The 24,087-nt window shown below is 59.7% G+C and carries 20 protein-coding genes and 4 pseudogenes; 15 read left to right on the top strand and 9 right to left on the bottom strand.

All coding sequences use genetic code 11. From position 1 onward, the window contains the following. Positions 1 to 37: 37 nt before the first annotated feature. The 4 genes and pseudogenes from HGP16_RS34810 to HGP16_RS34250 all read right to left on the bottom strand — a co-directional run. Positions 38 to 410 (bottom strand): annotated as a pseudogene (locus tag HGP16_RS34810) (heme-binding protein). A 301-nt stretch (positions 411 to 711) separates the two neighbouring features. Continuing rightward, a complete protein-coding gene (locus tag HGP16_RS28880; protein WP_168843383.1) occupies positions 712 to 1,314 on the bottom strand; it encodes a TetR/AcrR family transcriptional regulator in 603 nt (200 codons plus the stop codon). Positions 1,315 to 1,316: 2 nt separating this feature from the next. After that, the gene (locus tag HGP16_RS28875; RefSeq protein WP_168843382.1) at positions 1,317 to 1,781 is read right to left on the bottom strand and encodes a DUF1348 family protein; all 465 of its coding nucleotides are present in this window, start codon (positions 1,779 to 1,781) and stop codon (positions 1,317 to 1,319) included. A 579-nt stretch (positions 1,782 to 2,360) separates the two neighbouring features. Further along, positions 2,361 to 2,624, bottom strand: a pseudogene (locus HGP16_RS34250) (DUF1348 family protein); the annotation flags it as partial. Between HGP16_RS34250 and HGP16_RS34245 the strand changes: the two are divergent. From HGP16_RS34245 to HGP16_RS28855, 3 genes and pseudogenes are all read left to right on the top strand, one after another. Continuing rightward, positions 2,619 to 2,801: pseudogene (locus HGP16_RS34245) on the top strand (L-idonate 5-dehydrogenase); the annotation flags it as partial. The pseudogenes HGP16_RS34250 and HGP16_RS34245 sit on opposite strands and share 6 nt — an antisense overlap. 393 nt (positions 2,802 to 3,194) lie before the next feature. Beyond that, positions 3,195 to 4,100 carry a site-specific integrase gene (locus tag HGP16_RS28860; protein WP_168843381.1) on the top strand — a complete coding sequence of 302 codons (906 nt, stop codon included), beginning with the start codon at positions 3,195 to 3,197 and terminating at the stop codon, positions 4,098 to 4,100. Position 4,101: 1 nt separating this feature from the next. Beyond that, positions 4,102 to 5,298 (top strand): IS91 family transposase, encoded by a 1,197-nt coding sequence (locus tag HGP16_RS28855; protein WP_168843400.1) that lies wholly within the window; start codon positions 4,102 to 4,104, stop codon positions 5,296 to 5,298. A gap of 393 nt (positions 5,299 to 5,691) precedes the next feature. On the opposite strand, the gene HGP16_RS28850 is transcribed toward HGP16_RS28855, so the two are convergent. Beyond that, the gene (locus HGP16_RS28850; RefSeq protein ID WP_168843380.1) at positions 5,692 to 6,591 is read right to left on the bottom strand and encodes an AraC family transcriptional regulator; all 900 of its coding nucleotides are present in this window, start codon (positions 6,589 to 6,591) and stop codon (positions 5,692 to 5,694) included. A gap of 170 nt (positions 6,592 to 6,761) precedes the next feature. Here HGP16_RS28850 and HGP16_RS28845 point away from each other — a divergent pair, with 170 nt between their 5' ends. The 3 genes from HGP16_RS28845 to HGP16_RS28835 are packed head-to-tail and all read left to right on the top strand — an operon-like array spanning position 6,762 to position 8,912. Further along, a complete protein-coding gene (locus HGP16_RS28845; protein ID WP_168843379.1) occupies positions 6,762 to 7,520 on the top strand; it encodes an SDR family NAD(P)-dependent oxidoreductase in 759 nt (252 codons plus the stop codon). A 50-nt stretch (positions 7,521 to 7,570) separates the two neighbouring features. Continuing rightward, positions 7,571 to 8,245 carry a glutathione S-transferase family protein gene (locus tag HGP16_RS28840; RefSeq protein ID WP_168843378.1) on the top strand — a complete coding sequence of 225 codons (675 nt, stop codon included), beginning with the start codon at positions 7,571 to 7,573 and terminating at the stop codon, positions 8,243 to 8,245. Positions 8,246 to 8,297: 52 nt separating this feature from the next. Continuing rightward, entirely contained in the window at positions 8,298 to 8,912 is a 615-nt protein-coding gene (locus tag HGP16_RS28835; RefSeq protein ID WP_168843377.1) for an isochorismatase family cysteine hydrolase, read from the top strand. Positions 8,913 to 9,307: 395 nt separating this feature from the next. On the opposite strand, the gene HGP16_RS28830 is transcribed toward HGP16_RS28835, so the two are convergent. Then, positions 9,308 to 10,312, bottom strand: coding sequence for a LacI family DNA-binding transcriptional regulator (locus HGP16_RS28830; RefSeq protein ID WP_168843376.1), 1,005 nt, complete (start codon positions 10,310 to 10,312; stop codon positions 9,308 to 9,310). A gap of 222 nt (positions 10,313 to 10,534) precedes the next feature. Between HGP16_RS28830 and HGP16_RS28825 the strand changes: the two genes are divergently transcribed. The 4 genes from HGP16_RS28825 (at position 10,535) to HGP16_RS28810 (ending at position 15,263) form a co-directional block, all read left to right on the top strand. Then, positions 10,535 to 11,674, top strand: coding sequence for a sugar ABC transporter substrate-binding protein (locus HGP16_RS28825; RefSeq protein WP_168843375.1), 1,140 nt, complete (start codon positions 10,535 to 10,537; stop codon positions 11,672 to 11,674). 78 nt (positions 11,675 to 11,752) lie between these two features. Continuing rightward, the gene (locus HGP16_RS28820; RefSeq protein ID WP_168843374.1) at positions 11,753 to 13,291 is read left to right on the top strand and encodes a sugar ABC transporter ATP-binding protein; all 1,539 of its coding nucleotides are present in this window, start codon (positions 11,753 to 11,755) and stop codon (positions 13,289 to 13,291) included. Next, entirely contained in the window at positions 13,288 to 14,283 is a 996-nt protein-coding gene (locus tag HGP16_RS28815; protein WP_168843373.1) for an ABC transporter permease, read from the top strand. The genes HGP16_RS28820 and HGP16_RS28815 overlap by 4 nt, the downstream gene beginning before the upstream one ends. After that, positions 14,280 to 15,263: an ABC transporter permease gene (locus HGP16_RS28810; protein ID WP_168843372.1), complete on the top strand. Its 984-nt coding sequence runs from the start codon at positions 14,280 to 14,282 to the stop codon at positions 15,261 to 15,263. Before HGP16_RS28815 ends, HGP16_RS28810 begins: the two co-directional genes overlap by 4 nt. 593 nt (positions 15,264 to 15,856) lie before the next feature. Here the strand turns inward: HGP16_RS28810 and HGP16_RS28805 are convergent. Further along, positions 15,857 to 16,750 (bottom strand): hypothetical protein, encoded by an 894-nt coding sequence (locus tag HGP16_RS28805; protein ID WP_312867349.1) that lies wholly within the window; start codon positions 16,748 to 16,750, stop codon positions 15,857 to 15,859. A 380-nt stretch (positions 16,751 to 17,130) separates the two neighbouring features. Between HGP16_RS28805 and HGP16_RS28800 the strand changes: the two genes are divergently transcribed. Next, positions 17,131 to 17,340, top strand: a complete 210-nt coding sequence (locus tag HGP16_RS28800) for a helix-turn-helix transcriptional regulator (RefSeq protein ID WP_168843398.1) — start codon at positions 17,131 to 17,133, stop codon at positions 17,338 to 17,340. 88 nt (positions 17,341 to 17,428) lie between these two features. Here the strand turns inward: HGP16_RS28800 and HGP16_RS34240 are convergent. Beyond that, positions 17,429 to 17,769, bottom strand: a pseudogene (locus HGP16_RS34240) (IS110 family transposase); the annotation flags it as partial. Between the two features lie 75 nt (positions 17,770 to 17,844). Continuing rightward, the gene (locus tag HGP16_RS28790; protein WP_168843370.1) at positions 17,845 to 18,909 is read right to left on the bottom strand and encodes an ABC transporter ATP-binding protein; all 1,065 of its coding nucleotides are present in this window, start codon (positions 18,907 to 18,909) and stop codon (positions 17,845 to 17,847) included. 347 nt (positions 18,910 to 19,256) lie between these two features. Between HGP16_RS28790 and HGP16_RS28785 the strand changes: the two genes are divergently transcribed. The 4 genes from HGP16_RS28785 (at position 19,257) to HGP16_RS28770 (ending at position 24,080) form a co-directional block, all read left to right on the top strand. Beyond that, the gene (locus HGP16_RS28785; protein ID WP_168843369.1) at positions 19,257 to 20,927 is read left to right on the top strand and encodes an ABC transporter substrate-binding protein; all 1,671 of its coding nucleotides are present in this window, start codon (positions 19,257 to 19,259) and stop codon (positions 20,925 to 20,927) included. Between the two features lie 70 nt (positions 20,928 to 20,997). Beyond that, a complete protein-coding gene (locus tag HGP16_RS28780; protein WP_168843368.1) occupies positions 20,998 to 22,116 on the top strand; it encodes a carbohydrate ABC transporter permease in 1,119 nt (372 codons plus the stop codon). Further along, positions 22,116 to 23,027: a carbohydrate ABC transporter permease gene (locus tag HGP16_RS28775; RefSeq protein ID WP_168843367.1), complete on the top strand. Its 912-nt coding sequence runs from the start codon at positions 22,116 to 22,118 to the stop codon at positions 23,025 to 23,027. The genes HGP16_RS28780 and HGP16_RS28775 overlap by 1 nt, the downstream gene beginning before the upstream one ends. Positions 23,028 to 23,042: 15 nt before the next feature. Further along, positions 23,043 to 24,080 carry a LacI family DNA-binding transcriptional regulator gene (locus HGP16_RS28770; RefSeq protein WP_168843366.1) on the top strand — a complete coding sequence of 346 codons (1,038 nt, stop codon included), beginning with the start codon at positions 23,043 to 23,045 and terminating at the stop codon, positions 24,078 to 24,080. Positions 24,081 to 24,087: the final 7 nt, after the last annotated feature.

Here is a 24,087-nt window from a genome sequence, read left to right as displayed (position 1 = left end):
CACGTGGGCCTTAAAAAGCGTATCGTTGTAAGGGACCTCACTTGAGCCGGCTTTTGACTTCCTCGATTGCAATGTTCGCGCAATTTTCGTCCAAGTCGCCATTCGGCGCGCCCGCGACACCGGCCGCGCCGATCGTCTCCTCGCCGACCTTGATCGGGACGCCGCCGGCTAAGGCGAGGTAAGCCTGGGACGTCCGTAAGCCCTGCCGCTCGCGGGTTGCCGGCGACGTTCTCGTCTTTTGCGCTTGTGAGGCTTCGCGACGATGCCGAAGTGAATGCCTTCTGCGTCGACGCATCGGCTGTGTGCGCACCGACATTCTCGGATCGCACCAGGGCACGCAGGACGCCAGATTGGTCTGTCACGGCCGCCGACACGCTGTCACCGTCCACGGCACACTCCACGACGGCCATCTCAGCGATGTTGTCCGCAAGCCTGGCTTTGAGGCTGACCTTCTGCACGGTGTCCTGGGCAAGCAAAGGACTGGCGGCAAGTGCACCGATGGCGGCGGTCGGTAAGAAGGTCTTCATGGTGGCGATCTCTTCTGATGTCGACCGCTGAGCGGCCCGTTGCGGCGAATTGCGTCGTCGGAAAAATCAGCGGGGTTATCGCAAAGACGATGACTTCCCGAAATGCGTTGCCTCCGCAATCCGCAGGCCCACCACGGCGGCGAGCCTGGGGATGCAATGCGTCAGGTCAGGCCGCAATGAGGGTTCAAAGCAACCCGTTACCCGAGGCGTTGTCGTTAAGCGTCTTTCCATTGAACGCCAATCGAGCATGCAGCTGATCGATTGCCCGTTGGAAGACGGCGGGATCGTCGAGCGCCCTGGAGAGAACGATCGCTCCCTGGATCGCGAGAACGGCGTCTTCCGATAGGAGGCGCGCCTGCTTAGCGTCACGGCCTTGCCGGACGAGCGCTGCTTGCAGAGCGTCTACCCAGGCGAGGAAATAACCACGGATAGCCTGCGCGAAGAGATCTCGGGTGTTGGCGACAGCCAGGGCACCGACGAGACAGACGCGTCTGCCCGACCTGAAGTATTTCGCAGTTTCATCGAGCATCGTCGTGATTGCGGCGTTGGCATTGTCTCCGTCTCGCAGTGGAGAATAGACGGAATCTTCAAACCATTGCTCGATTTCGGCGAGCACAGCCCGGACCATCTCCTCCTTCCCGTTCGGGAAGAAGTGGTACAAGCTGCCCTTACCCAGGCCGGTGGCCTTGCCGATCACGGCAAGGCTCGCACCTTCGTACCCATGCTCGCGAAACACTTCGGCCAGGGAGGCGATGGCGTCGGATCTTTCAGCGACCATGCGGGCCATGATTAGAGCCCTAGATCGCTGAGGCCGTGATGGTCGTCCGGACGACGGCCGAGCGGCCAATGGTACAGGCGATCGCTTTCAGCAATCGGCATTTCATTGATGCATGCGTGGCGGTGAGCCATCAGGCCGTCCTCTGCGAATTCCCAGTTCTCGTTACCATAGGCACGGAACCACTGGCCACTGTCATCGTGATATTCGTAGGCATAACGCACAGCGATGCGGTTGCCGGTGAACGCCCAGAGCTCCTTGATGAGGCGGTATTCATGCTCCTTGTTCCACTTACGCTCGAGGAATGCCTGGGCTTCTTCGCGGTTGGTGGCGAATTCGACGCGGTTCCGCCAGCGGGTGTCGAGGGTGTAAGCGAGTGCGACCTTGGCGGCGTCGCGGCTGTTCCAGCCATCTTCGGCCAGGCGGACCTTTTCGATAGCAGTTTCGCGAGTGAACGGGGGAAGAGGAGGACGTGACATGTTGATTTTCCTTTGTAAATCTTTGGTGTGTACTATTTGGTAAAGTCTTTACTGATCGGTACAGTAGCGCTCGTGTTTTTGGGTGTCAACGAGTTTTTTGCGGTATCGCGAAATTTTCTTCGATGGGCTTTTCCGGTCGCTAACAGTGGGTCGTGATCGTCGAACCGGCAGGCGACGGGCCGGCAATGCGCACGGCAGCGTGCATGGGCGCACCTACATGCGAAGCCGCAGCCCAGATTCCGTCACCCGGAGGGGGAGCCGCGGCGGCAGCCAGAGGCGTGGAGCGGATAGGTCCCCGCTGATCGTCAGCTGACGGTAGTTCTGTTCAAAGAGCACGGCCCCCCGGACATGGCCGCTTGCCATCGCAAGATGGACGGCGGGGTCGGTCTGATTTCAACTCTGCCGGCGCACCTCACCGCGTCATCGAATGTGGTCGTACTTTCGGCCTATCGCGCTTCACCTGCATTGCAGATCGTGAACCTGCATCCCGAAAGCTTCGCTAGGCGCCCGGCTTTCATAACGACAAATCGCGCCAGTGCAGGCGGGCACTGGCGCGATCGCTCAGAACGGGTGTTATAGTCAGAAGCCGAAATCGCTCAACGACGGATAGTCGTCCGGGCGCCGGCCGAGCGGCCAACGGAACTTGCGGTCGGCTTCGGCGATCGGCATCTCGTTGATGCTGGAGTGGCGATGCGACATCAGGCCGTCTGCGGCGAAGAGCCAGTTTTCGTTGCCATAAGCCCGGAACCACTGCCCGCTGTCGTCGCAATACTCGTAGGCATAGCGCACGGCGATGCGGTTGTCGGTAAAGGCCCACAGTTCCTTGATGAGCCGGTAATCGAGATGAAGGGCACATTTCGTTTTCACGAGGAGTTCGGCCTAGCCGTCACACTCATCAACAAGCGCAGGGTTAGCCTGAAATCGTTGCTCACCGGCACGTTCCCTCTGGAGGATGCGATCATCGCGTTCGAAACCGCCGGCGACCGAAACAAGTCGATGAAGGTTCAGCTGTCGTTCTGACTTCGGTACCACGTTGGTCATTACTCAGACATTGGGATGTGATGTAAAAAGCCACTGCAATTTTAGGACCAAACATCTTGGTAGCACCATCAATGCCTTCTCGTTTAAAGCATTGACGCGTCGTGGTTTTTGAGCTGCACGAACTGAAAGCAATAACGGGGTGGTCAGTTCATATCCCTTCATATCAACGGATTCGATTTTGTTGATTGGGGCGTCGTGATCTTTAAAATGTGGCGTTGCAGCCAACGCGCGGGATGACTGCTTTGCGCCCCCATGCACGAACCCGCTCCGCGGGAGGGCCTGCGCGGTGAGGTCGGTGTGATCATCTGAGGTTCTAGGCAGGCTGCTGGCGTTGTCGGACCATTGTGTTCTCTTCAACAGGAGGAACGTTCAATGGCCGGTTTTCAATATGATGCCCCGATGACACCGCTTCGCCAGCGCATGCAGGAAGACATGATAATGCGAGGTCTGGGATCTCACACGCGGCAGGACTACATCCGTCACGTACGCCGCTTCGCCGCTTTCCTTGGGCGTTCGCCTGATACAGCGACGGTGGAAGATATACGGCATTTCCAGTTGGATCAGCATGAGAACGGTGTCGGCGCTGCGACGATCAACAGCACGGTTTCGGCACTCCGCTTTCTGTTCACGGTGACGCTGAGGCGGCGGGATCTGGCGCGAGCGCTGGTGATTACGCGCAATCCCCGCAAACTACCGGATGTGCTGAGTATTGAGGAAGCTGCCCGCTTGCTCGAGGCGGCACCTGGCGTCAAATACAAGGCGGCACTCGGTGTGGCCTATGGTGCGGGCTTGCGCGTCTCCGAGGTCGCGCATCTCAAGGTCGATGACATCGACTCGAAACGGATGCTGATCCGGGTCGAACAAGACAAGGGACGCAAGGATCGCAATGCCATGCTTTCTCCGCAGCTCCTCGAACTGCTGCGGCTGTGGTGGCGCGAAGGAAAGCGGCGCGGCGTGATGCTGCCTCATGGCTGGCTGTTTCCGGGGCGTAGCCGCACCGATCCGATCTCGTCGCGACAACTGCATCGCGCGGTTCAGGAAGCTGCAGATGTCGCCGGCATCCACAAGCGCGTCAGCCCCCATACCTTGCGGCACAGCTTTGCCACCCATCTTCTGGAGGACGGCACTGACATCCGTGTCATTCAGGTTCTGCTCGGACACAGCAAGCTGGAGACGACCGCTCTCTATGCGAAGGTCTCCACCCGAACCATTCACGCGGTGGCGGGACCTCTTGATAGACTGATGGCGCTGATGGAAGGCAAATCGCCAGACGGCTGAGCTGTTGCGCACCTCAATCGAGGTCGCCGATATCTTCCGTTCTGCCGGGCCAGCTCACCGGGCAGCCCACAGAGGACATCTCAGCTTGTCCCAGCTCAAGGTGATGTCAGCGATCGAGCACTGCCGCACCGCTGCATTGGGCGGGCATGTCGAGGCCTGTGAGGATTGTGGAGAGTGGCGCATCGCCTACAATTCCTGCCGCAACCGGCACTGCCCGAAGTGCCAGGGGGCGGCTGCACGCACATGGCTCGCCGAAAGAGAGGCTGATCTCCTGCCGGTCGGGTACTTCCACGTCGTCTTCACATTGCCAGCCGAGGTCGCCGCCATTGCCTTCTACAACAAGGCGCTGGTTTACGATCTGCTGTTTAAGGCCGTATCGGAAACGATGCTGACGATCGCCGCCGATCCAAAGCATCTTGGCGCACGCATTGGCATCACTGCCGTCCTGCACACTTGGGGATCGGCCATGACACATCATCCCCATCTCCACATGATCGTACCGGGCGGAGGCATCGCTCTCGATGGATCACACTGGATATCATCACGTCCAGCATTCCTCCTGCCGGTGCGTGTGCTCGGCAAGCTCTTCCGCCGCCTGTTCCTGACGCGGCTGTTCTATCTCCACGACGCCGGCAAGCTCGCCTTCTTCGGATCGGTGGCACATTTGGCTGATCGCCGGGCATTCATGCGGCACCTGTCGCCGGTACGCAGGAAACGTTGGATCGTTTATGCTAAACCGCCCTTTGCGGGGCCCGAAGCTGTGCTTGAATATCTATCTCGCTATACGCACCGGGTCGCAATCTCGAACAGTCGCCTGATCGCGTTCAACGAAACGGACGTCACCTTCCGCTACAAGAATTACCGTCGAGACGGCCGCGATCGACAGCAGGTCATGACGCTTGCGGTCGACGAGTTCATCCGTCGCTTCCTGCTTCACGTCTTGCCGCGCGGTTTCCACCGCATCTGGCATTACGGTCTGCTTGCCGGCAGCGCTCGAAAGACCAACATCACCCACGCCCGCGAACTCCTCCACGCTGAACCGTCGCCCCCTGACGTGGAGGAGGACGAACCGATCGACTTCCGACCGCAATGCCCATGCTGCGGCGGGCGCATGATCGTCATAGAGGTGTTCAAGCGCTGGCGGCAGCCTCGTGCACCGCCAGACGAGGCAACAAGAAACCGGGAGAATACCTTATGACCCGGCATGAAATGATCATTTATATGGTCTGCTCACAGCAGTGCTGGCCAATGGAAAACTATGCGCCAGCCCCTATGGTGAGGGCCTTTAGCGGAGCAAACCTGCTCTCACGCACCACGGATATCTCGGCAATCACACCGGCAAGTACCGCTCCGGACACGTTGGGACTGACAACCGTCGCTGCGATCGGCGGTCAGCCAGACGCTTCCCTCCACAAAACCCCATAGCTCACAGTCTGACGACCGCGGGTTCCTGCATGAGAGGCTTTCGTACGCCTCCGGCACCCGAAACCCTTAACCAATTTATTCGGTCGTCGATTGCAGCCTCGCCAACTCTCGTAAGCAGACGTTCGTTCGGCGGACGAGCATCACACAGACGATGCACGATGGTCGATTACGCCGCTGCCGAGCTGCCGATCGTCTGCCGGAGCTGACGCATGTCGCGCACCGGCGAGGCGCCAAATTGCCTGAGATATTCGCGACTAAATTGCGAGGCGCTTTCATAACCAACGGCAAAGGCGACATCTGAAGCAGTCCGGTCACCGGAGAGTAGCAGTTGTCGCGCCTCCTGCAATCGAAGCTGCTTCTGATACTGGATCGGGCTTAGTCCGGTCAGTGCAACGAAGTGGCGGTGCAGGCTGGCGCGGCTCATCCCGCTTACGTCGCACAGGGCTTCGATCCGCAGCCGGGCGTTTTGGTGATCGCGAATCCATTCGACCGCACGCCGGATTCGGCCGAGCGCCCCCTCAGGCCGGGCGATATGGCGCAGCAGGCGTCCCTTCGGTCCTTGCAGGAGACGATAAAGCAATTCGCGTTCCGCCATCGGCGCCAGAACCGGAATGTCGGCCGGCGTGTCGAGCAGCGCGAGCAGGCGCAGCAGCGTGTCGCGGAGCGGCGGGGTCATCGTATTGATCGCGATGCCCATACTAGGCGCATCGGCGTCGCGCACCGGCGGCATGGTGGATGCGACCTCGGCTAGCAATGCGGGGTCGAGGACGAGCGAAACCGCGACATAAGGCCGGCCGTCACCAGCATCGTGGATCTGGCCGCTCAGCGGCAGATCCAGCGCGCTGACCAGATACTGCGCGGAGTCGTAGCGCAGCAGAGTATCGTGGATCACCACATCCTTCGAACCCTGCAGGATGAAGCAGATCATTGAACGGTACAGGCAAGGCGCCGTGCCTGATGTCGCTTGCCCCACGCCGATCTCCAGTCGCTGGATCGGCGTAACGGTCATCCCCGATCGCGCGTGGCGCAGGGCGAGGTCGATATGCGGTTGGAGCTGCTCAATCATGAGCCTTCTATGGCATTGTTTTTCGAGCAAGCAAAGAGCTTGAGACAATCAGGCAATAGATTGAGAGCATTGGGCGGGCGGGCGCGGCCCGCCCAGCTTATCTGGTTGGTATCGGAACGACGCCGCGGCGGTGCGGCATTCCGGCGAGACCACTCCAGGAAGGACATACCATGACCAAGCAGATCGCACTCATCACCGGCGCTAGCCGCGGCCTCGGCCGCAGCATGGCGCTGCATCTTGCCAAGCGCGGCGTCGCCATCATCGGCACCTATCGCAGCGGCGCGGCAGAGGCCGATACGCTGCGCCAGGAGATCGAGGCGCTGGGCGGCAAGGCCGCGATGATCGCGCTCGACGTCAGCGTCTCGGCAAGCTTCCCGGCATTTGCCGAGACGATCGCCGAGACGCTGAAGACCCGGTTCGGCCGCGAGCAGTTCGATTTCCTGGTCAACAATGCCGGTCAGGGCCTGTACGCGCTGATGATCCACGCGACCGAGGAACAGTTCGACTCGCTGATCGACACGCATCTGCGCGGCCCGGTCTTCCTGACGCAGAAGCTGCTCCCGCTGATCGCGGATGGCGGGCGGATCCTGAACGTCTCGTCCGGCTTCGTGCGTGTCACGATGGCGGGCTACGGCCTCTATGCGGCGGCGAAGGCGGCGATCCAGACGCTGAGCAAGTTCATGGCGGTCGAGCTGGGCGCGCGGCAGATCCGCGTGAACACGATCGCGCCGGGCGCTATCGCGACCGACTTCGGCGGCGGTGTGGTTCGCGATGATGCGAATGTGAACGCTTATGTCGCTGGGACCATCGCGCTCGGCCGTGTCGGCGAGCCCGACGACATCGGCGGCGCGGTCGCAGCCATCCTGTCCGACGACATGGGCTGGGCGAATGGCACCACCTTCGACATCTCGGGCGGCCAGGCGATCTGACCGTCGCGCCGCTCCTTCATCCGGAATTGCCGTCACATCGAGAGGCCATCATGCCCGACCCCAGCCTGACACTCATCAGCCACCCGCTCTGCCCGTTCGTTCAGCGCGCCGCGATCGTCCTTCTCGAGAAGAACGCGCCGTTCGAGCGGATCAACGTCGACCTCTCGGCCAAGCCCGACTGGTTCCTGGCGCTGTCGCCGACCGGCAAGGTTCCACTGCTCAAGGTGCACCAGACCGACGACGAGGAAGTCGTCCTCTTCGAAAGCGTGGTGATCTGCGAGTATCTGGAGGAAACGCAGGGCGGCGCGGCGATGTATCCCGACGATGCGCTGCAACGCGCTCGGCAGCGCGCGTGGATCGAGTTCGCCACGCAGACCCTGGCCGATGGCTGGCAGTTTCTCAACGCCACCGATCCGGCGACCGCGGACGCCAAGCGGGCGGCGTTCCGCAACCGGCTCCGGAAGTTGGAGGCCGAGCTCGGGCCGGGCCCCTATTTCGCCGGCGCCGCCTTCGGCATGGTGGATGCGGTCTACGCCCCGCTCTTCCGCTATTTCACGATCATCGATCCCGCCGTGTCGCAGGCGATCTTCGAAGGCTTCCCGCGTGTCTCGGCATGGCGGGCGGCACTGGCGGCGCGCCCGAGCGTCAGGAACGCTGTGGCCGAGGACTATGCCGACTGCTTCCGCGAGCACCTGCGCCGGCATCAGGCTCTCCTTGCGGCCTGACGCCAGCCGCAGGGGAGAGCACCCGAACATCATCCAACGAAGGAACAATAACATGACCGACCACGCAACCAACGAAGCCGGCGCTAGGAGCGCGCTGATCCTCATCGAATACCAGAACGACTGGCTGGCCCCCACTGGCGGCATCAACGGCCAGTTCCAGGACCGCGAGCAGATCGACACCGCGATCGCCAATTCGAAGAAGGTCCTCGAAGAGGCCCGTCGCCGCAACATCGAGGTCATCCACGTCAGGATGGTGCTCGAACCGAACTACCGGGTGCTCGGCGAAGGGAAGTACGGGCTGCGCAAGATGGTGCGCGACTATGGTTCGTTCCTCGGCGAGCAGACCGATTTCTTCCCAGGGTTCGAGCCTCGTGACGGCGAATATGTCATCAGCGAGCGCACCGGCGGCAGCAGCGCCTTTGCGGCCACCACGCTCGACAGCTATCTGCGCAATAGCCGGATCTTCGACATCTACGTCATGGGCTTCGCCCTGCGGCAGTGCGTCGAGTCGACGGTGCGCAACGCTCACGACCTCGGCTATCACACCAACGTCATCTACGACGCGTCGGCGGCCTTCACCAAGGAACAGCAGACCTCGTTCCTCAACGACATCGCGCCTTTCTACTCAAATGCGATCACGACACAGGCATTCATGACACAAGCTTAAGCCGTTGCGATGCCTAGCTCCGCTGAGGTGGCGCTGGGCGTCGCCTGTCCGGAGGCGGTGCGCCAGCGAGCCGGGCAATCACGTGGGTGAACTGCCCAATTCCTGCCTTCGGTCCGTCGCCTACATTCAAGCCTCCTGAAGCTTTAACGATCAGGCAGAGAAGACGTCTGCTTGAGGCTTCCCGGCGCAAAATCCGCACATTCTGCAGTCGGCCCCCAATCAGTCAATTCAGTCAGGCCAAATTCTTGGCTCGCCTAGTCAATCTGTTCTCAAGGAAAATTGTAATAACAGGGTCGCGGGTTCTTATCCGTTCAAGAGCATACTAACGGGGCACCTCTCCTCAAATTTCTACAAGCAGCCGTTTGTGAATTTAAGGCCCTTCATTCAGGTATTACCTAGCCACCGGTGCTCTCCCGCAGCTTCACCTCGAAACCGAGATCAATCTGTTCCCGGCTATGGCGGGTGTTCGCATGGATTGCGGATAGCACCTTTTCGGCTGCGAGCCTGCCCGTCTCGTAGCGTCGCGACGCGATTGATGACAGCGAGGGAGAGGCACAGGCTGCAAACTCCAGGTCATGAAAGCCAATAACCGAGATGTCGTTTGGTATGCCGATGCCGCGCTTGCGGCACTCCTGTAGAGCGCCGAGGGCGAGATTGTCATCGGTGCAGAAGATTGCTTCAGGCATCCGCTCACGCTCCAGCATGTCCGCGCAAAGTGCGGATCCGAGCGCGATGGAACTGTGGCTTGGCTGCTGGGTTACCAGTTCGAAGTTTTCGAGGTCTGCTTCCGACATGGCCAGATGATACCCATCGAGGCGAGATTGGGAGCGGTGATCGAGGTTGCCGCAGAGGAATGCGATCCGCCGAAAACCGCGCGCAATCAGATGCCGCGTTGCCGCGCGCCCGGCGCTCTCCTGCGACATGCCGATATTGATGTCGATCGGATCCGGCGAAAGCTCGAAGGTCTCCACAACAGGCAAGTTGCCATGGGCGAGCAGTTGGCGCGCATGCGCAGTGTGGTGAATGCCGGCTATTATGATGGCTTCGACCCGCTGGCCGAGCAGCGCCTTGATCGCATTCTCCTCCTCGATCTCCGAATAGCGGCTGTTGACGACCACGACCTGGAAGCCAGCATCGACCAGCACCTCGTGCAGGGCAAGCAGATATTCGGCGAAGATGACGTTGTAGAGCGTCGGCACGATGACGCCGATCGCATGGGTTCTGGCCGATGCCAGCCGGCTCGCGGCGATGTTCGGCACATAGCCGAGCTCCTTGACGGCGGCATTGACGCGCCTGCGAAGCGGCTCGGAAACGGCATCGGGTTTACGCAAAACACGCGACACGGTGATCGGGCTGACACCGGCGAAACTTGCAACATCGTCCAATGTTACACGGCGCATGGAATAATTTTCCCCGAAATTCTATATTTCTGCAGCAGCGAATAGAATAAGTATAGTTATGCCACAGTTGACAGCGCTAGCAAATAGAAATTGACAGCGCTGTCTACTATGCTACCTTTCTGCCGTTCCGGATATGGATGGGAATGGAGCCTTCCGGACCAAGCATGCCAATCAATTCATATTGGAGGGGCGGCTTCGGTCCGCCCGAGGAGGAGGACATCCATGCTTAAGAGATTGAAAGCGAAGCCCATCGGGCTCGCGTGCCTTTCCGTGCCCATGCTCGCTCTGCTCTGCACCACCGCCTATGCGGCGCCGAAGGTCGTGTCCGGTCCGGCAGCCGATCCCAAATGCATGACGCCTTGGGCAGCCGACACGCAGTTCCTGCAGTTTCCGAAGAAGGAAGGACCCTACCGGATCGCGCTCGCGAACGGCTATATCGCCAATACCTGGCGCATCCAGATGGTGCAGACGGCGAAGGCCTATGCGGCACAGCCCGACGTTAAGGCGAAGCTGAAGGAATTCAAGGTTGTCTCGACAGGCGAGGACGTTCCGGCCCAGATCTCGGCGATCAACAACTTCATCGATGCCGGCTATGACGCAATCGTCGTCGACGCGCAGAACCCGACGGCCTTCGGCCCGGTCATCAAGCGCGCCAAGGAAGCGGGCGTCGTGCTCGTCGCCTTCGATAACACGCTCGACACCAAGGACGCGATCAACGTCAACGTCGACCAGAAGGGCCTCGGCGTCATCTGGGGCAACTGGCTGGTCAAGCACATTCCGAATGGCGGCAAGGTGCTCGAAGTGCGCGGCGTCGCTGGCACCTCCGTCGATACCGACCGCCACGACGGCATCAAGGAAACGCTGGCCGCCTCGGGCAAGAAGTTCAACGTGACCGAAGTCGTCGGCAAATGGGACGATGGCGTCGCGCAGAAGGCGACTGCGGATGCGATCGCCACCAACGGCCCGTTCGACGGCGTCACCGCGCAGGGCGGCGACACCGGCGTCGTGCAGGCGATGATCGATGCCAAGCATCCCTTCGTGCCTTTCGGCGGCGAGACGGAGAACGGCTTCCGCAAGCTTTGCGCCGCCCATGCTGCCGACGGCCTGAAGTGCACCTCCGCCGGTACTGGCCCCGCCCAGGTCGCCGTCGCGATCCAGACCGCGATCGCGGCACTTGAGGGCAAGGTGATCCCGCAGGCGATCAAGCTGCCGACGGCGCTCGTCTCCGATCCTGATTTCAAAGAAGGCCAGGATTACTATCCGAAGGAGTCCGATAACTTCTTCGTTGGCAATTCCTTCCCCACCTGCGGGATCAATTTCACTGCCCAGGAAATCATGGGGCAGACCAAGGAAAACCAGTAAGCCGTTCCATTCGTCATGGTGGCCGCGGGCGCATCCGCCCGCGGCACTGTCTTCATTATGGCTGCGGGAGACGGACGCTTGAGCCTATCTGAACCTCTTTTCCGGATGGACGGCATATCGAAGCGATATGGCGGCGTCATCGCGCTGAAGAATGCCAGCATCACGATCCGCCCGGGCGCCATCCACGCCGTTCTCGGCGAAAACGGCGCGGGCAAATCGACGCTCATCAAGATCATGGCCGGCGTTGTCTCGCCCGACGAGGGGAGAATGCTGCTTGACGGCCGGGAGGTCGGCTTTCCCACGCCTTCGGCGGCGATGGCATCAGGCATCGTCTGCGTCTTCCAGGAACTGTCGCTCATTCCGGATCTGTCGGTCGCCGACAATATCGTCATCAGCAATCCGCCGCTGCGCTTCGGCATGATCGACCGGCGCAGGCAGCGCGCGATCGCACAAGAGGCGCTGGCGCGCGCAGGCGCGTCGGATATTCATCCCTCATCGCCGGTGAAAGACCTGCCGCTGTCGCGCCGGCAGATGGTCGAGATCGCCAAGGCGCTCGCCCGCAAGCCGCGCCTGCTGATCCTCGACGAGGCGACCTCGGCTCTGACGCAATCTGATGTCGAGAAGGTGTTCGGCGTTCTCAAGCGGCTGCGCGCTGAGGGCATGGCGCTAATCTATATTTCGCATCGCATGCACGAGATCGCCGAACTGGCGGATGATTGCACGGTCTTTCGCAATGGCCGCAGCATCGAGTCCTATCCGGCCAGAGCCAAGACCGACCAGCAGGTGGTCGAGCTGATGATCGGCCGCGAATATACCAACGTTTTCCCGCCGAAGCCGGCGATTGCGGCCGATCGCGCGCCCGTTCTATCCTGCCGCGGCCTATCCTGGGGCGATCGTCTTTCCAATATCACCTTCGACGTTCGCCCCGGCGAGATCATCGGCATTGGCGGGCTGGACGGGCAGGGGCAGCGCGAGTTGCTGCTGGCGCTCTTCGGCGTGTTGCGCGACCTTAACGGTACGATCGAGGTCGCCGGCCAGCGGGCACTGTTCAGGAGCCCTAAACAGGCAAAATCGGGCACGACCTCCGTCGCGCTGATCCCGGAGGATCGTAAGACCGAGGGGCTGATGCTACCGATGACCGTGCGTGAAAATCTCTCCATAGCGGCACTCGGCAGCGTCTCGAAGTGCGGCGTCATCGATCGGGCTGCAGAGCAGGCGAGGATCGATGAGTTGCTGAAGCTGCTCGCCATCAAGGCTGCGACGATCGACATGCCGGTCGGCGCGCTATCGGGCGGCAACCAGCAGAAGGTCGTCATCGCCAAATGGTTGATGAACAAGCCGAAGATCATCTTGCTCAACGATCCGACGCGCGGCATCGACGTCGGCACGAAACAGGAGATCTACGCCCTGCTCCGCAAACTTGCCGATGCAGGTGCGGCGATCATCCTCTATTCCACTGACTATGACGAACTGATTGGCTGTTGCGACCGCGTACTCGTCATGTATGACGGAAGCGTCGTCCGCACGTTAGAGGGTATCGAGATCAACGAGCGCGAACTCATCGGCAGCGCGCTCAATGTCAATTCCCAGGCCGGCGAACGGAGGATCGGACAATGAGCAAGACGTCTCCCGGCGACTGGCGGTTTTGGCATGCGCAGCACAAGGGTACGTTGCTCGCGGCCACGCTGTTCGTGGTCATGTTCATCGTCTATGTCAGTAACCATCCGGCCGGCTTCACGTCGAATGTCGTGCAGACGGCGGCCAACAAAGCGACGCTTCTCGCCTTTGTCGCCATGGCGCAATGTTTCGTGGTCATCACGTCAGGCATCGATCTATCCGCCGGCATGATTCTGATCCTTTGCAATTGCCTGGCCTCCTGGCTCGTCGTCGGCTCGCCGCTGCAGACGGGAATCGGCGTCGTCGCGGTTCTTCTTGCCGGCCTTGCCTGCGGTCTGCTGAATGGGCTGATCATCATCGTCGGCAGGCTTCAGCCGATCGTGACAACGATCGCGACCAGTGCCGTCTTCTTCGGCCTCGCGCTGCTGCTGCGTCCGTCGCCCGGCGGTTCCGTCAACGAGGATCTGGCGGACGCCTTCACCTCAAAGCTTTTCGGTGTGGTCCCGGCGAGCCTCGTCGTTCTGGCACTGACGATCCTGATCATCTGGGTGCCGTTCAGTCGGTCGGTGTTGGGACGCGCGGCCTATGCCGCGGGTTCGTCCGAGACCGCGGCCTATATGTCGGGCATGCCGATCAAGCGGGCAAAGCTTGCCGCCTATGCGCTGGGTGGCCTGCTGTCCGCAATCGGTGGCCTCTATCTCACCTTTTTCTCCTATACGGGGGAGGCCGCATTCGCGAGCGGCAATGCCTATACGCTCTACTCGATTGCGGCCGTCGTTCTCGGCGGCGTCTCGCTTGCCGGCGGGCGGGGAAGCGCGATCGGCGCGGTGTTGGGCGCGCTCGCCTTCCGCACCATCGGCGATCTGCTTTTCGTCTTTGATCTCGATCCGCTCTGGCAGCCACTCTTCCAGGGTATCGTATTGCTGGTGGCGATCAGCATCGGCTCCATCGGATTGGCGCGCGTGCGCAACAGGCTGGAGTGGTTCCAATGAGCGAGGATGCATCGGCCATGCGGCAATCCATCATCCCGGCCCGCTTGCGCGGCATCGATCCTGCCGTAGCCATCGCCTTCGGCTGCATCATCCTGTTGCTGCTCGGCGGTTCGCTCTATTCACGCAATTTCCTGTCCCCGGATTATCTGCTGCAGCAGCTGAAGGTCGCCTCCTTTCTTGGCGTCATCGCCACAGGCATGATGGTGGTAATCCTGCTCGGGCAGATCGATCTCTCCGTGCCATGGGTGGTGACGGCGGGGGCGATGATGGCCTGTGCCGCGACGGCCTATGGCACCAGCGGGTCTGCTTTCGCCATTCCGTTCGGCATTATCTGCGGCGCCGTCATCGGCGCCTTCAACGGAGCGGCGGTCGCCTATCTGCGCATTCCCTCGATGATCATCACGCTCGCCACCAATGCCGTCGTGCAGGGGTTGATGGTCGTCTACACCGGCGGGTTCTCGCCGCAGGATTCCGCTTCGCCGGCCATGCGCTTCATTGCGACCGGCTATGTCATCCCGTCAGTGCCGAACGGCGTGGTCGTCTGGCTGATCATCGGCATTCTGGCGATCTTCCTCCTGACGCGGACGACCTTCGGCCGCTCGCTCTATGCCATCGGTAATCGTGAACGCGCCGCCTATATGTCCGGCATCGATACGCGCCGCATCACCATGCTCGCCTTCGTCATATCCGGGGCGCTGAGTGCGCTCGGCGGCGTCTTGCTCGCCGGCTATGCCTCCAAGGCTTCGCAGTCTATGGGGGATGCCTATCTGCTGCCGTCGATCGCAGCCGTCGTCCTCGGCGGTACGCATGTGCTCGGCGGCAAGGGCTCCTATCTCGGGACGATCGCCGGCGTGATCCTCATCACGCTGCTGCAGTCGATCCTGTCGGTCATGCAGATCGAAGAGGCCGGGCGGCAGTTAATCTACGGCGCGGTAATTGTCTGCATGCTGTTGCTCTATGGGAGGCAGAAGTTGGCCTAATCAACCGGTCGATGGTGTGCCGCACGAGCCTGCAATGTCCGGGAGCTTAATGCCTGACGCCCGATGCCCTTTGATCACGGTTTTTGCCACAGCGGGGCGTCGCGTTGGCGGCATTGATTATAGTCTGAATAAAGTTCACAGCCATTGCCAGTGTCGGCTCCTAGGGTAAACTCTTGTTAAGTCCCTTGGCGATTCGATGGGAGATGTTCCGACCTCGCAGTGAATGCCAGCGGAACGCGTCGAGCTAGCTAATATCGGCCGACCCTCGGACCCGTCCTCGACTTCACGGCAGGGACGGCGTCAATGATTTTTGAGGGCGATGCGCAAAAGCGATCTCGGGGGCGCGTCGATCGGGCCGCCAAGGAGCAGGGCCGGTGATAAAAGGGAGCCCATCTCATTGAATCCCCGACCCGGCTTTGCCTATGGGCTTTCGGCCCCATTTCGGCCACTCCCATAGCAGGTAGCTGGCCTCATAGGGAAATGCAGTGATCACAACAAGTCATCGACGGGTCGGCAGTTCATATTCCTTCAAGGCGGCCAAATTGCTGCAGACTTGAAGTGCGGCCAGCCAGCGCTGCGTATGTCAGATGAAATCACGACGCTCCCCGCAACGCCCTTCTCACCTTGCGCGAGAGCTCATCGACCGTCGCCATAACTCGGTTCATCTGGGACAGCGTGGACGCAAGCTCCGGGGCATGGCTGATGACGTGATGCTCGTTGCTTGCGGAGAGTGTGGCCAGATGCGCCATCGTCCGCTTGCGCAGGATAAGGCCAGCGTCGGTCGCTATCCGCGTCCGCTCGCCGAGGTCGGGCCGGAAATCGCCTACCATCGTGGGGTCCACGCCTTTGGCGAGCAGGAATGCATTCAGGTAGAGTTCCATCGCATGGAGCGCCAGAAGACGCTGTGGAGCCTGGTTGGGCTTGGACGAGCCCTCGCCAAGCTTCCTGGCCGCCTCTTGGTAGTGTGTCGCCAGGTTTAGAATGCTCCGAACGCCTGCCGCTTTGCCAGGCTGTGTAGGTCGCTTGCATGATGTCGGCCGACGCTTCTCAGCAAGGCGGATAAGATCCTTCAGCATCGTGCGCAGCTCGGGCCAGGGGGCATCTTCGAGCTTCAGGCCGGGATCATGCATGACGATCAGGCAATGGAGTTTCGCGGTGACTTCCATCAGGGAGGAGGGTGGTGTGATCCCCATGACGCGTCCCGATATTCCGGCCCCTTCGGCAAGCTCCTGTTCGAGGGCGAGCGCCGCGCTGTATCCCAAACGCTGATCCGCGTCTTTCCATCGTTTCCGGCGCCTTCGAAGCTCGGCGCGCGCCCGAGACAGGTCTCCGGCATTAAGCTGCGTTGCCATTCGATTGATGTCGGCAAACGAATGAACCTTAACGACGCCATCCTTTCCAACACTCGGCAGCGTCGCTGCCGGAAGACCACCGGCCTCTTCGAGCAATTCCTTCTCAAGTTTTTCTCTGAGACGAGTGGCCTTCACCTGCTGCTGATAAAGCGCATACCATTTCGGCCACAATTCCCTGACGGGCGTTGGTCCAGGCTCTGTTCGCCGAGCGTCAGGATCTTCGATGTGAGAATTCAATAGGCGCGACGCGACGGCAAGCAGGTTCCGGCGGTCGATCACGCGCGGGAGGGTTTCACACGTCGGAGGGAATGGGCTTATTTTTCCGCGGGCAAATGCGGGCAAAGTTCTGCTATTCTCAGAATCAGCCATGATCCGAGCTCCCTGAAGCTTGAATTGCGGTCAGGTCACGGAGAGTGTCGCAAGCACTCTGCGTGGCCGCTGTGAACCGTCCCAGAGAGTTTGAATCATATAAAGATTATGTCAAGGTTATAATGTTGACTGCCGATCAAATCCGAATGGCGCGAGCTGCTCTGAAGTGGGGCGTTCGGGATCTCGCAAGCCGGGCTAATATTACGGCGGCGACGGTGACTAGGATCGAAGCCGGTCGTCCGGGGTATGCGGCGACATTGGAGGCCATCCGTGGAGCGTTCGAGGCCGCTGGCATCGAGTTTATCCCGGAAAACGGCGGTGGCGCCGGCGTCCGCTTTTCCAAACCAAGAAGTTAAATCATCGAGCGACCATATTGATGGTACGCTAGACTCTGTCGAGCGGTTGCCCACTCCTATACACAAGTAGCTTCAAAGTTAGATGATCGTTTCGGAAGCGGGCAGGTACGTCGATCGTGCTGATAAAAGAGAGCGACGTAACCGGGCCGACACCAGGAAGCGTCATTAAGCGTGTGCAGGTCGCACTACCTTTGGCGATTTCCAACACTTTCCGATGCAGGCGGGAAAACTCCTCACGTAGCCTCTGCCTGGTGGTCAGGAGGGCGTCCATGATCTCTGCCAGATCGGGCATGTCTTCGGTCAGCTCACGGTCCTATCCTCGAAACAGGCCGCCCCAACTACGCCGACTTTGAGCCCAAAGTTGCGCAAGAGGTCGCGAATGTCATTTTCGATGGCAATTGCATTTTCTTGCAGAAGCTTGCGCGTAGTTGGGGGAAGGTTCACATGGCTCAATTCTCAATGGAAATTATATGCCTAACCGGCTCAGTTTTGCATGGAAACCAGCTACTGCCGTAATGTTCGGCCTGACTGTGCATCGAAGAGATGTAGCTTTCCGACGCGAGGGATGACGGTGACTTCGTCTCCAGGACGGAAATCGTGCCGTTCGGAAAAGACCGCAACGAGCTCGCTATTGCCGTAGCGCAGGAAAACCATGGTCTCGTGGCCGGTCGGCTCCGTCACATTCACTGTTGCTTTCAGGCCGGCGTCGCCAAGCTGCAGATGTTCTGGACGAACCCCGAGCTGGACCGTCTGACCGTCGGTGGCAGCGGGCGCGAAACCCAGAGCGATCTCATCACCGGTCTCGGAGACGAAGATGTGCCCATCGGCTTTGTACTTGCCCTTCATGAGGTTCATGGACGGCGAGCCGATGAAGGTCGCTACGAACGTGTTGTTTGGCCAGTCGTAGAGGTCGAGCGGCGTGCCGATCTGCTCGACATGGCCGCCCTGCATAACCACGATTTTGTCGGCCATGGTCATGGCTTCTACCTGGTCATGAGTTACATAGATTGTCGTCGTATTGAGCCGCTGATGCAGTTCCTTGATTTCCTTGCGCATTTGTACACGCAGCTTGGCGTCGAGGTTGGACAGCGGCTCATCGAACAGGAAGACTTGCGGCGAGCGAACGATTGCACGGCCCATAGCCACACGCTGGCGCTGGCCACCGGATAGCTGACGCGGATAGCGGTCAAGATAAGGCACGAGATCGAGCGTCTCGGCTGCTGCTTGCAGGCGCTGCTTGATGACATCTGCCGGCTGCTTCTGAAGGCGTAGCGCAAAGACCATGTTCTCTGCCACCGTCTTGTGCGGATAGAGCGCATAGCTCTGGAATACCATCGCGATGTCGCGGTCCTTAGGAGGCACGTTGTTAACGACGCGGCCCCCAATTGAAATCGTTCCACCGGTAATGCTTTCAAGTCCCGCCACCATTCGCAGCAATGTAGACTTGCCGCAGCCGGAAGGGCCGACGAGCACGACAAATTCGCCATCATCGATTTCGATATCGATCCCGTGGAGAACTTTCATGGCGCCGTAGGTCTTTTGCGCCCCAGATACTTTAACTTCAGCCATCTCGCTCCCTCTGCCTACGCAAAAGCCATTTTTCAAGGCTTTCACCGAGGCATTCTCTCATTCTTTCAACGGTCTCTTCATCCGCGGCCCGGGCACATTGCGCCATGCACCGCCGTATGAAATATCGCGGAATCCCCCTCTATGAAACGTTTCATTTTCGATTGACATTTTACGGCTACTGTCTAATTCTCCTCATCGAGACCGAGAGGAGCGGTGTCAAACGCAACTGATGAAACGTTTCATTTCGTTGAATAACAGATAGCTTTGCAGCAGACCAGTGTAAATTTTGCGACTGGTTCCGCATCAACCGGCGGGCAGATCACCGGGGACAAAACGGAGGAGACCACATGAAACTCGAAGTATACGATGCATTGATGCGCCGTCAGGCAAGCCGTCGCGACATCCTGCGCGGCACGGGGAGCGCTGCCGCGCTTATGGGTGTTTCCAGCGTCATGGGCGGATTGCCGTCTTGGGCGTTTGCCGCGGATGACGTCCGGGCACAAATTCTGAAAATTCCCGGCGTAGGCAAGGGCGCGCCAACGGATGCCGACTGGCAGAAAGTAGGTGAGCTTTGCCTTGGGCCGACCAAGGCCAACGTCAAGCAGGGCGAGTTTGCTGGCGTTGAGCTGACCTTCATGGGGCTTAACAACCAAAATCTCCACAATTTCCTGTTCCGCGGCTTCCTGAAGCCATGGGAGGCTTATACCGGCGCCAAGATCAAATGGATCGACCTGGCTCAGGCCGATTATAATGCCCGCCTGCAGCAGTCGATCGCTACTGGTACCGTCGATTTCGACATTCTTGAAATGGGCGCGCCCTTCGAGGGTGATACAGCCGGCAAGGGTCTGCTATCCGAGATGCCCGATTGGGTAAAGAAGCAGATCGATATTGACGACTACGTGGATTATCTTAAGCCTCCCGTTGGGACCTGGGACGGCAAGACCTATCGCGTAACGATTGACGGCGACTGCCATAACTTCAATTACCGCGCTGACTATTTCAGCGACATGGCCCTTGCCAAGGCTTGGAAGGACGAAGGCCACTCTGGTGAATGGAGCGTTCCGAAGACCTGGGCTCAGGTTCAAGAAGTTTCGAAGTTCCTGAAAGGTAAGAAGGATCCGCTGTCAAACGGCCCGGCCTATGGTTATCTCGACCCGTATAAGGGCTGGGGTGGCTTTGGCTTCTACTTCTTGGAAGACCGGGCAACCGCCTATGTGAAGGTGCCGGGCGATCCAGCTTGGCTGTTTGACCCTGAAAACATGAAGCCGCTCGTCAATAGTCCCGGCTGGGTCCGCGCTATTCAGGAAGCGATGGACCTCCTATCTTACGAACCCACCGACCAGATCAACGCCGATCCGGGCACGACCGGGTTCCAGCAGTTCCTCGCCGGTACTGGTTCCATGGTCACATGGTGGGGCGATATCGGCCAGCAGGCAAACACGTCCGACACATCGGTCGTCGGCGAGGTTGCTGCTTTCGACATTCTGCCTGGGTCCGAGGATGTATATGACCGCAAGGCCGGTAAATGGGTGAAGGCAAAGGACGGCGTGAATTATGCGCCGAACTGCGCTTATCTCGGATGGGGCATCTACGTCATGGCCCGCGTGGAAAGCGACAAGCTGAAACACCGTGCTGCGTGGAGCGCCGCCGCCCATCTCGGAGGCAAGGATCTGGCGATTTGGACGGCCATGTATCCGTCGGGCTTCCAGGTACACCGCAACAGCCAGTCCAAGATCGAAGAATGGGTGGCCGCCGGCTACAAGGGCGACTACATCTCGAACTATCTAAAGTCGCAATTCGGCTCCTATAACCACCCGAACCGTGCTGTTGAGCCGCGTATCCCGGGCATTTTCCAATACTATTCCGTCGCGGAAGACGAATTGGCGAAAGGCTATGGCGGCAAGTACAAGTCGGCCCAGGAAACCGCAGATGCCATCGCCGCCGCCTGGGAAAAGATCACCGATCAGATCGGCCGCGATAAGCAGCTGAAACTGTATCGCGCGAGCCTTGGGCTCTGATCCCGTAAGGTGATTAAGCCGGCGGAACGTCGCGTTCCGCCGGCCTTCGAATAGCTTGGCGGGGACTATTATGTCGACAATGGAAGGCGATCTGTTGCATACGGTCGAGACCGGCTCGATTTCGGCGAGCCGGCGCCTTTGGGGTTATGCAGCCCTCTGGGTGAGTGCGGCCTGGTTTGCCGTTTCGTTTATGCTCCAGGCGTCCCATGACCTCGGCTGGGCGCAATGGGGCTTCGAAAATTGGCGGCCCGTGCTCTACGCCTATTTTATCTGGGCAGCAGTCCTTTGCGTGACGCGTGTCGTCATTCATGGTGAGGCGGGAAAGAAGGCGCTGTTCGTGCTGCCAGCCGCCCTTTTCGTCGTGTCCATGGTGGTATTTCCGCTTCTATTTGCGCTTTGGGTCGGATTTTCCGACTGGAACCTGGCTTCGCCGACAGGACGGCAATTCAACGGCCTGGATAATCTGCGGCAAATGCTGGGGGACGCGTTTTATCTCAATGCGCTTATCAACATGGGCTATTATGTCCTTGCTATCGCGGTTGAATATGCGATTGCCTTTGGTTTGGCACTGCTGCTGAACCAGGAGATCGTTGCTCGCAAATTCTGGCGCGTGACGTTTCTCCTCCCGCTCATGCTGTCACCGGTTGCTGTGGGCTGGATGGTCGGAAAGTCGATGCTGGAGACGCGCTTCGGGCCAATTGCTCGGCTTGCTCGGTGGCTAGGCTGGGAAAATCCGTCTTTCTTCGGCGATCCACTGACCGCGAAGTTTTCGATCATGATCATGGATGCTTGGACGTTCATTCCTTTCATGATGATCATGCTTCTTGCCGGCCTGCAGTCGCTGTCACGCGAAGTACTGGAGGCTGCGGAAGTCGATGGCGCAACGAAATGGCAGCGCTTCTGGCAAGTCATCTTCCCGCTGATGCTGCCGGTTTCGGTGACGACGGTCATGATCCGCATCATCTTCAAGCTGAAGCTCGCTGACATCATCATCACGGTCACGGCCGGCGGCCCGGGTGGCGCCACGGATTCCGTCACCAGCTTCATCTATCGCGAATATCGCGATCGTTCGAACGTCGGATATGGAACGCTTCTGGCGCTCGTCTACCTGGCAATTATCGTCATTGGTATGACAACGCTGATCAATGTTTCCGACCGCATCGTCAAGCGCATGACGGGGAGAATCTGATGGCTGCAATTGACTTTGACAAGTTCGCCCGCCGTCAACGCGCGCGTTGGTGGGCAATGCGCTTTGTTGTCTACGGCCTCCTCGTAACCTGGGCGATCGTCAGCCTTTTTCCACTTTTCTGGACAATTTCGACTTCCTTCAAGACAGCGCCCGACGTTATGAAGGGCAATATTGTGCCTTGGTACGAATTCACGCCGAGTTGGCTCGGCTGGCGCTCTCTCGGGCTATCACCTGACGCGCTCACCCAGACTTCGACCGTTCGTGACGAGTTTATGCGCCGGCTATGGAACAGCGCCGTGATTTCGGGGACAGCCTCGGCGCTCGCCGTCTTCCTTGGATCGCTTGCCGCCTATGGGCTCAGCCGCTTCTCCTATAAATTCGGCCATATGCGCAATTCCGACATATCCTTTTTCTTCTTGTCGCAGCTCATCATGCCTCCGGTTGTTCTGGCCCTGCCATTTCTGGTCCTCTACAAGCAGCTTGCTCTCCTTGATACCTTTGGCGGACTGATTGCGGTCTATACGCTGATGGTTCTGCCGATCGTCATCTGGATCATGCGTGACCAGTTCGCGACCATCCCTGTGGAGCTCGAGGAAGCCGCACTCGTCGACGGACTGTCGATCTGGGGCGCGTTCAGCCGCATCATCGTGCCGCTGGTGGCGCCGGGTATGGTTGCAGCCTTCATCCTCGCTCTGATCCTGTGCTGGAACGAATATTTCTTCGCAGCCCTGCTGACATCGACGAACACCAATACGCTACCGGTCATGATCGCCAGCCAGACGGGCAGTCAGGGGATCAACTGGTGGTCCATGGCGGCGCTTTCGACGGCCGGGATCTTGCCACTTGTATTCGTTGGCATCCTGCTCGAAAAACACATCATCGCGGGCATGACAGCCGGCGCAGTGAAATAGCGGCAGCGTGTGCATATGGACAAGATACCCACAGTCAAGGATGTCGCCACGCTGGCGGGTGTCTCGGTGGGTACAGTATCGCGAGTACTCGCTGGCGAGCTTTCCGTCAAGACAGTGCTGCGCGACAAGGTCCATGATGCGATCGACGCGCTCGGCTATCGCCCGAATGTCATGGCCAGGGCGCTGCGTACCAGCAAGACGGATGTCATCGGGCTGATCGTTCCCGATATAACCAACCCGTTCTTCTCGCAAATGGCGGCCAGCGCCGAACGTGCGGCACTTGAGCACCGCCATTCGCTGATGCTGGCGAGTTCTCACAATGACCGCGAGGCTGAGCAGAGCCACATTTCGGCCTTTCTCGATCGTTCTGTGCGCGGTATCATCATTGTCGCGGCGAATGTCACCCATCCCGCGCATGTGAAATCCAAGGTGCCGATCGTGTCGCTCGATCGCCGCTTTGCCGATTTTCCGCTGATTTCCATCAATCATGCCGAGGCGGCGGCACTCGTTGCCGATCATTTTTACGAACTCGGCCATCGGCGCATCGCCTATATTGCCGGTCCGGCCGATACTGAGGCCGGGCGCGCGCGCCGCGAGGGCTTCGTGAACCGCATCCGCGCATTGGATGAAAAGGCGGAGCTTAAAATATTCTCCGGCCGGTTCGACTACGAATCCGGCGAGGTCATCGCGCGGCGGCTTCTTGCACAGCCGCCGAATATGCGGTCAACGGCTATCGCCGCTGCCAGCGATCAGCAGGCGATTGGAGTCCTTCGTGCGGCGCGGGACCTTGGCCTCGATGTGCCGGGCGTCCTCTCCATCGCTGGTTTCGACGATATTCATCTCGCCAATCTTGTCGTGCCACGCCTGACGACCGTGCGCCAGCCGACGGACCAACTGGCCAGGCGCGCGGTCAAATTATTGCTCGAAAGGGTATCAGAACCTGGAGACGAGGCCTTGAGCGCCTCGCTCATCATCCGCGGGTCGACAGCGCCACCGCCAGACCAAGCCGGACATCAATTGAAAACAGGCCGGAAGAGCCGCCAAAAGGAGTGAAGAATCA

The organism is Rhizobium sp. P40RR-XXII (genome assembly GCF_012641405.1).
Taxonomy (GTDB): Bacteria; Pseudomonadota; Alphaproteobacteria; order Rhizobiales; family Rhizobiaceae; genus Rhizobium.
Note: the sequence above shows the minus strand (reverse complement) of the source record. Positions and strands in the feature narration are given on the sequence as shown.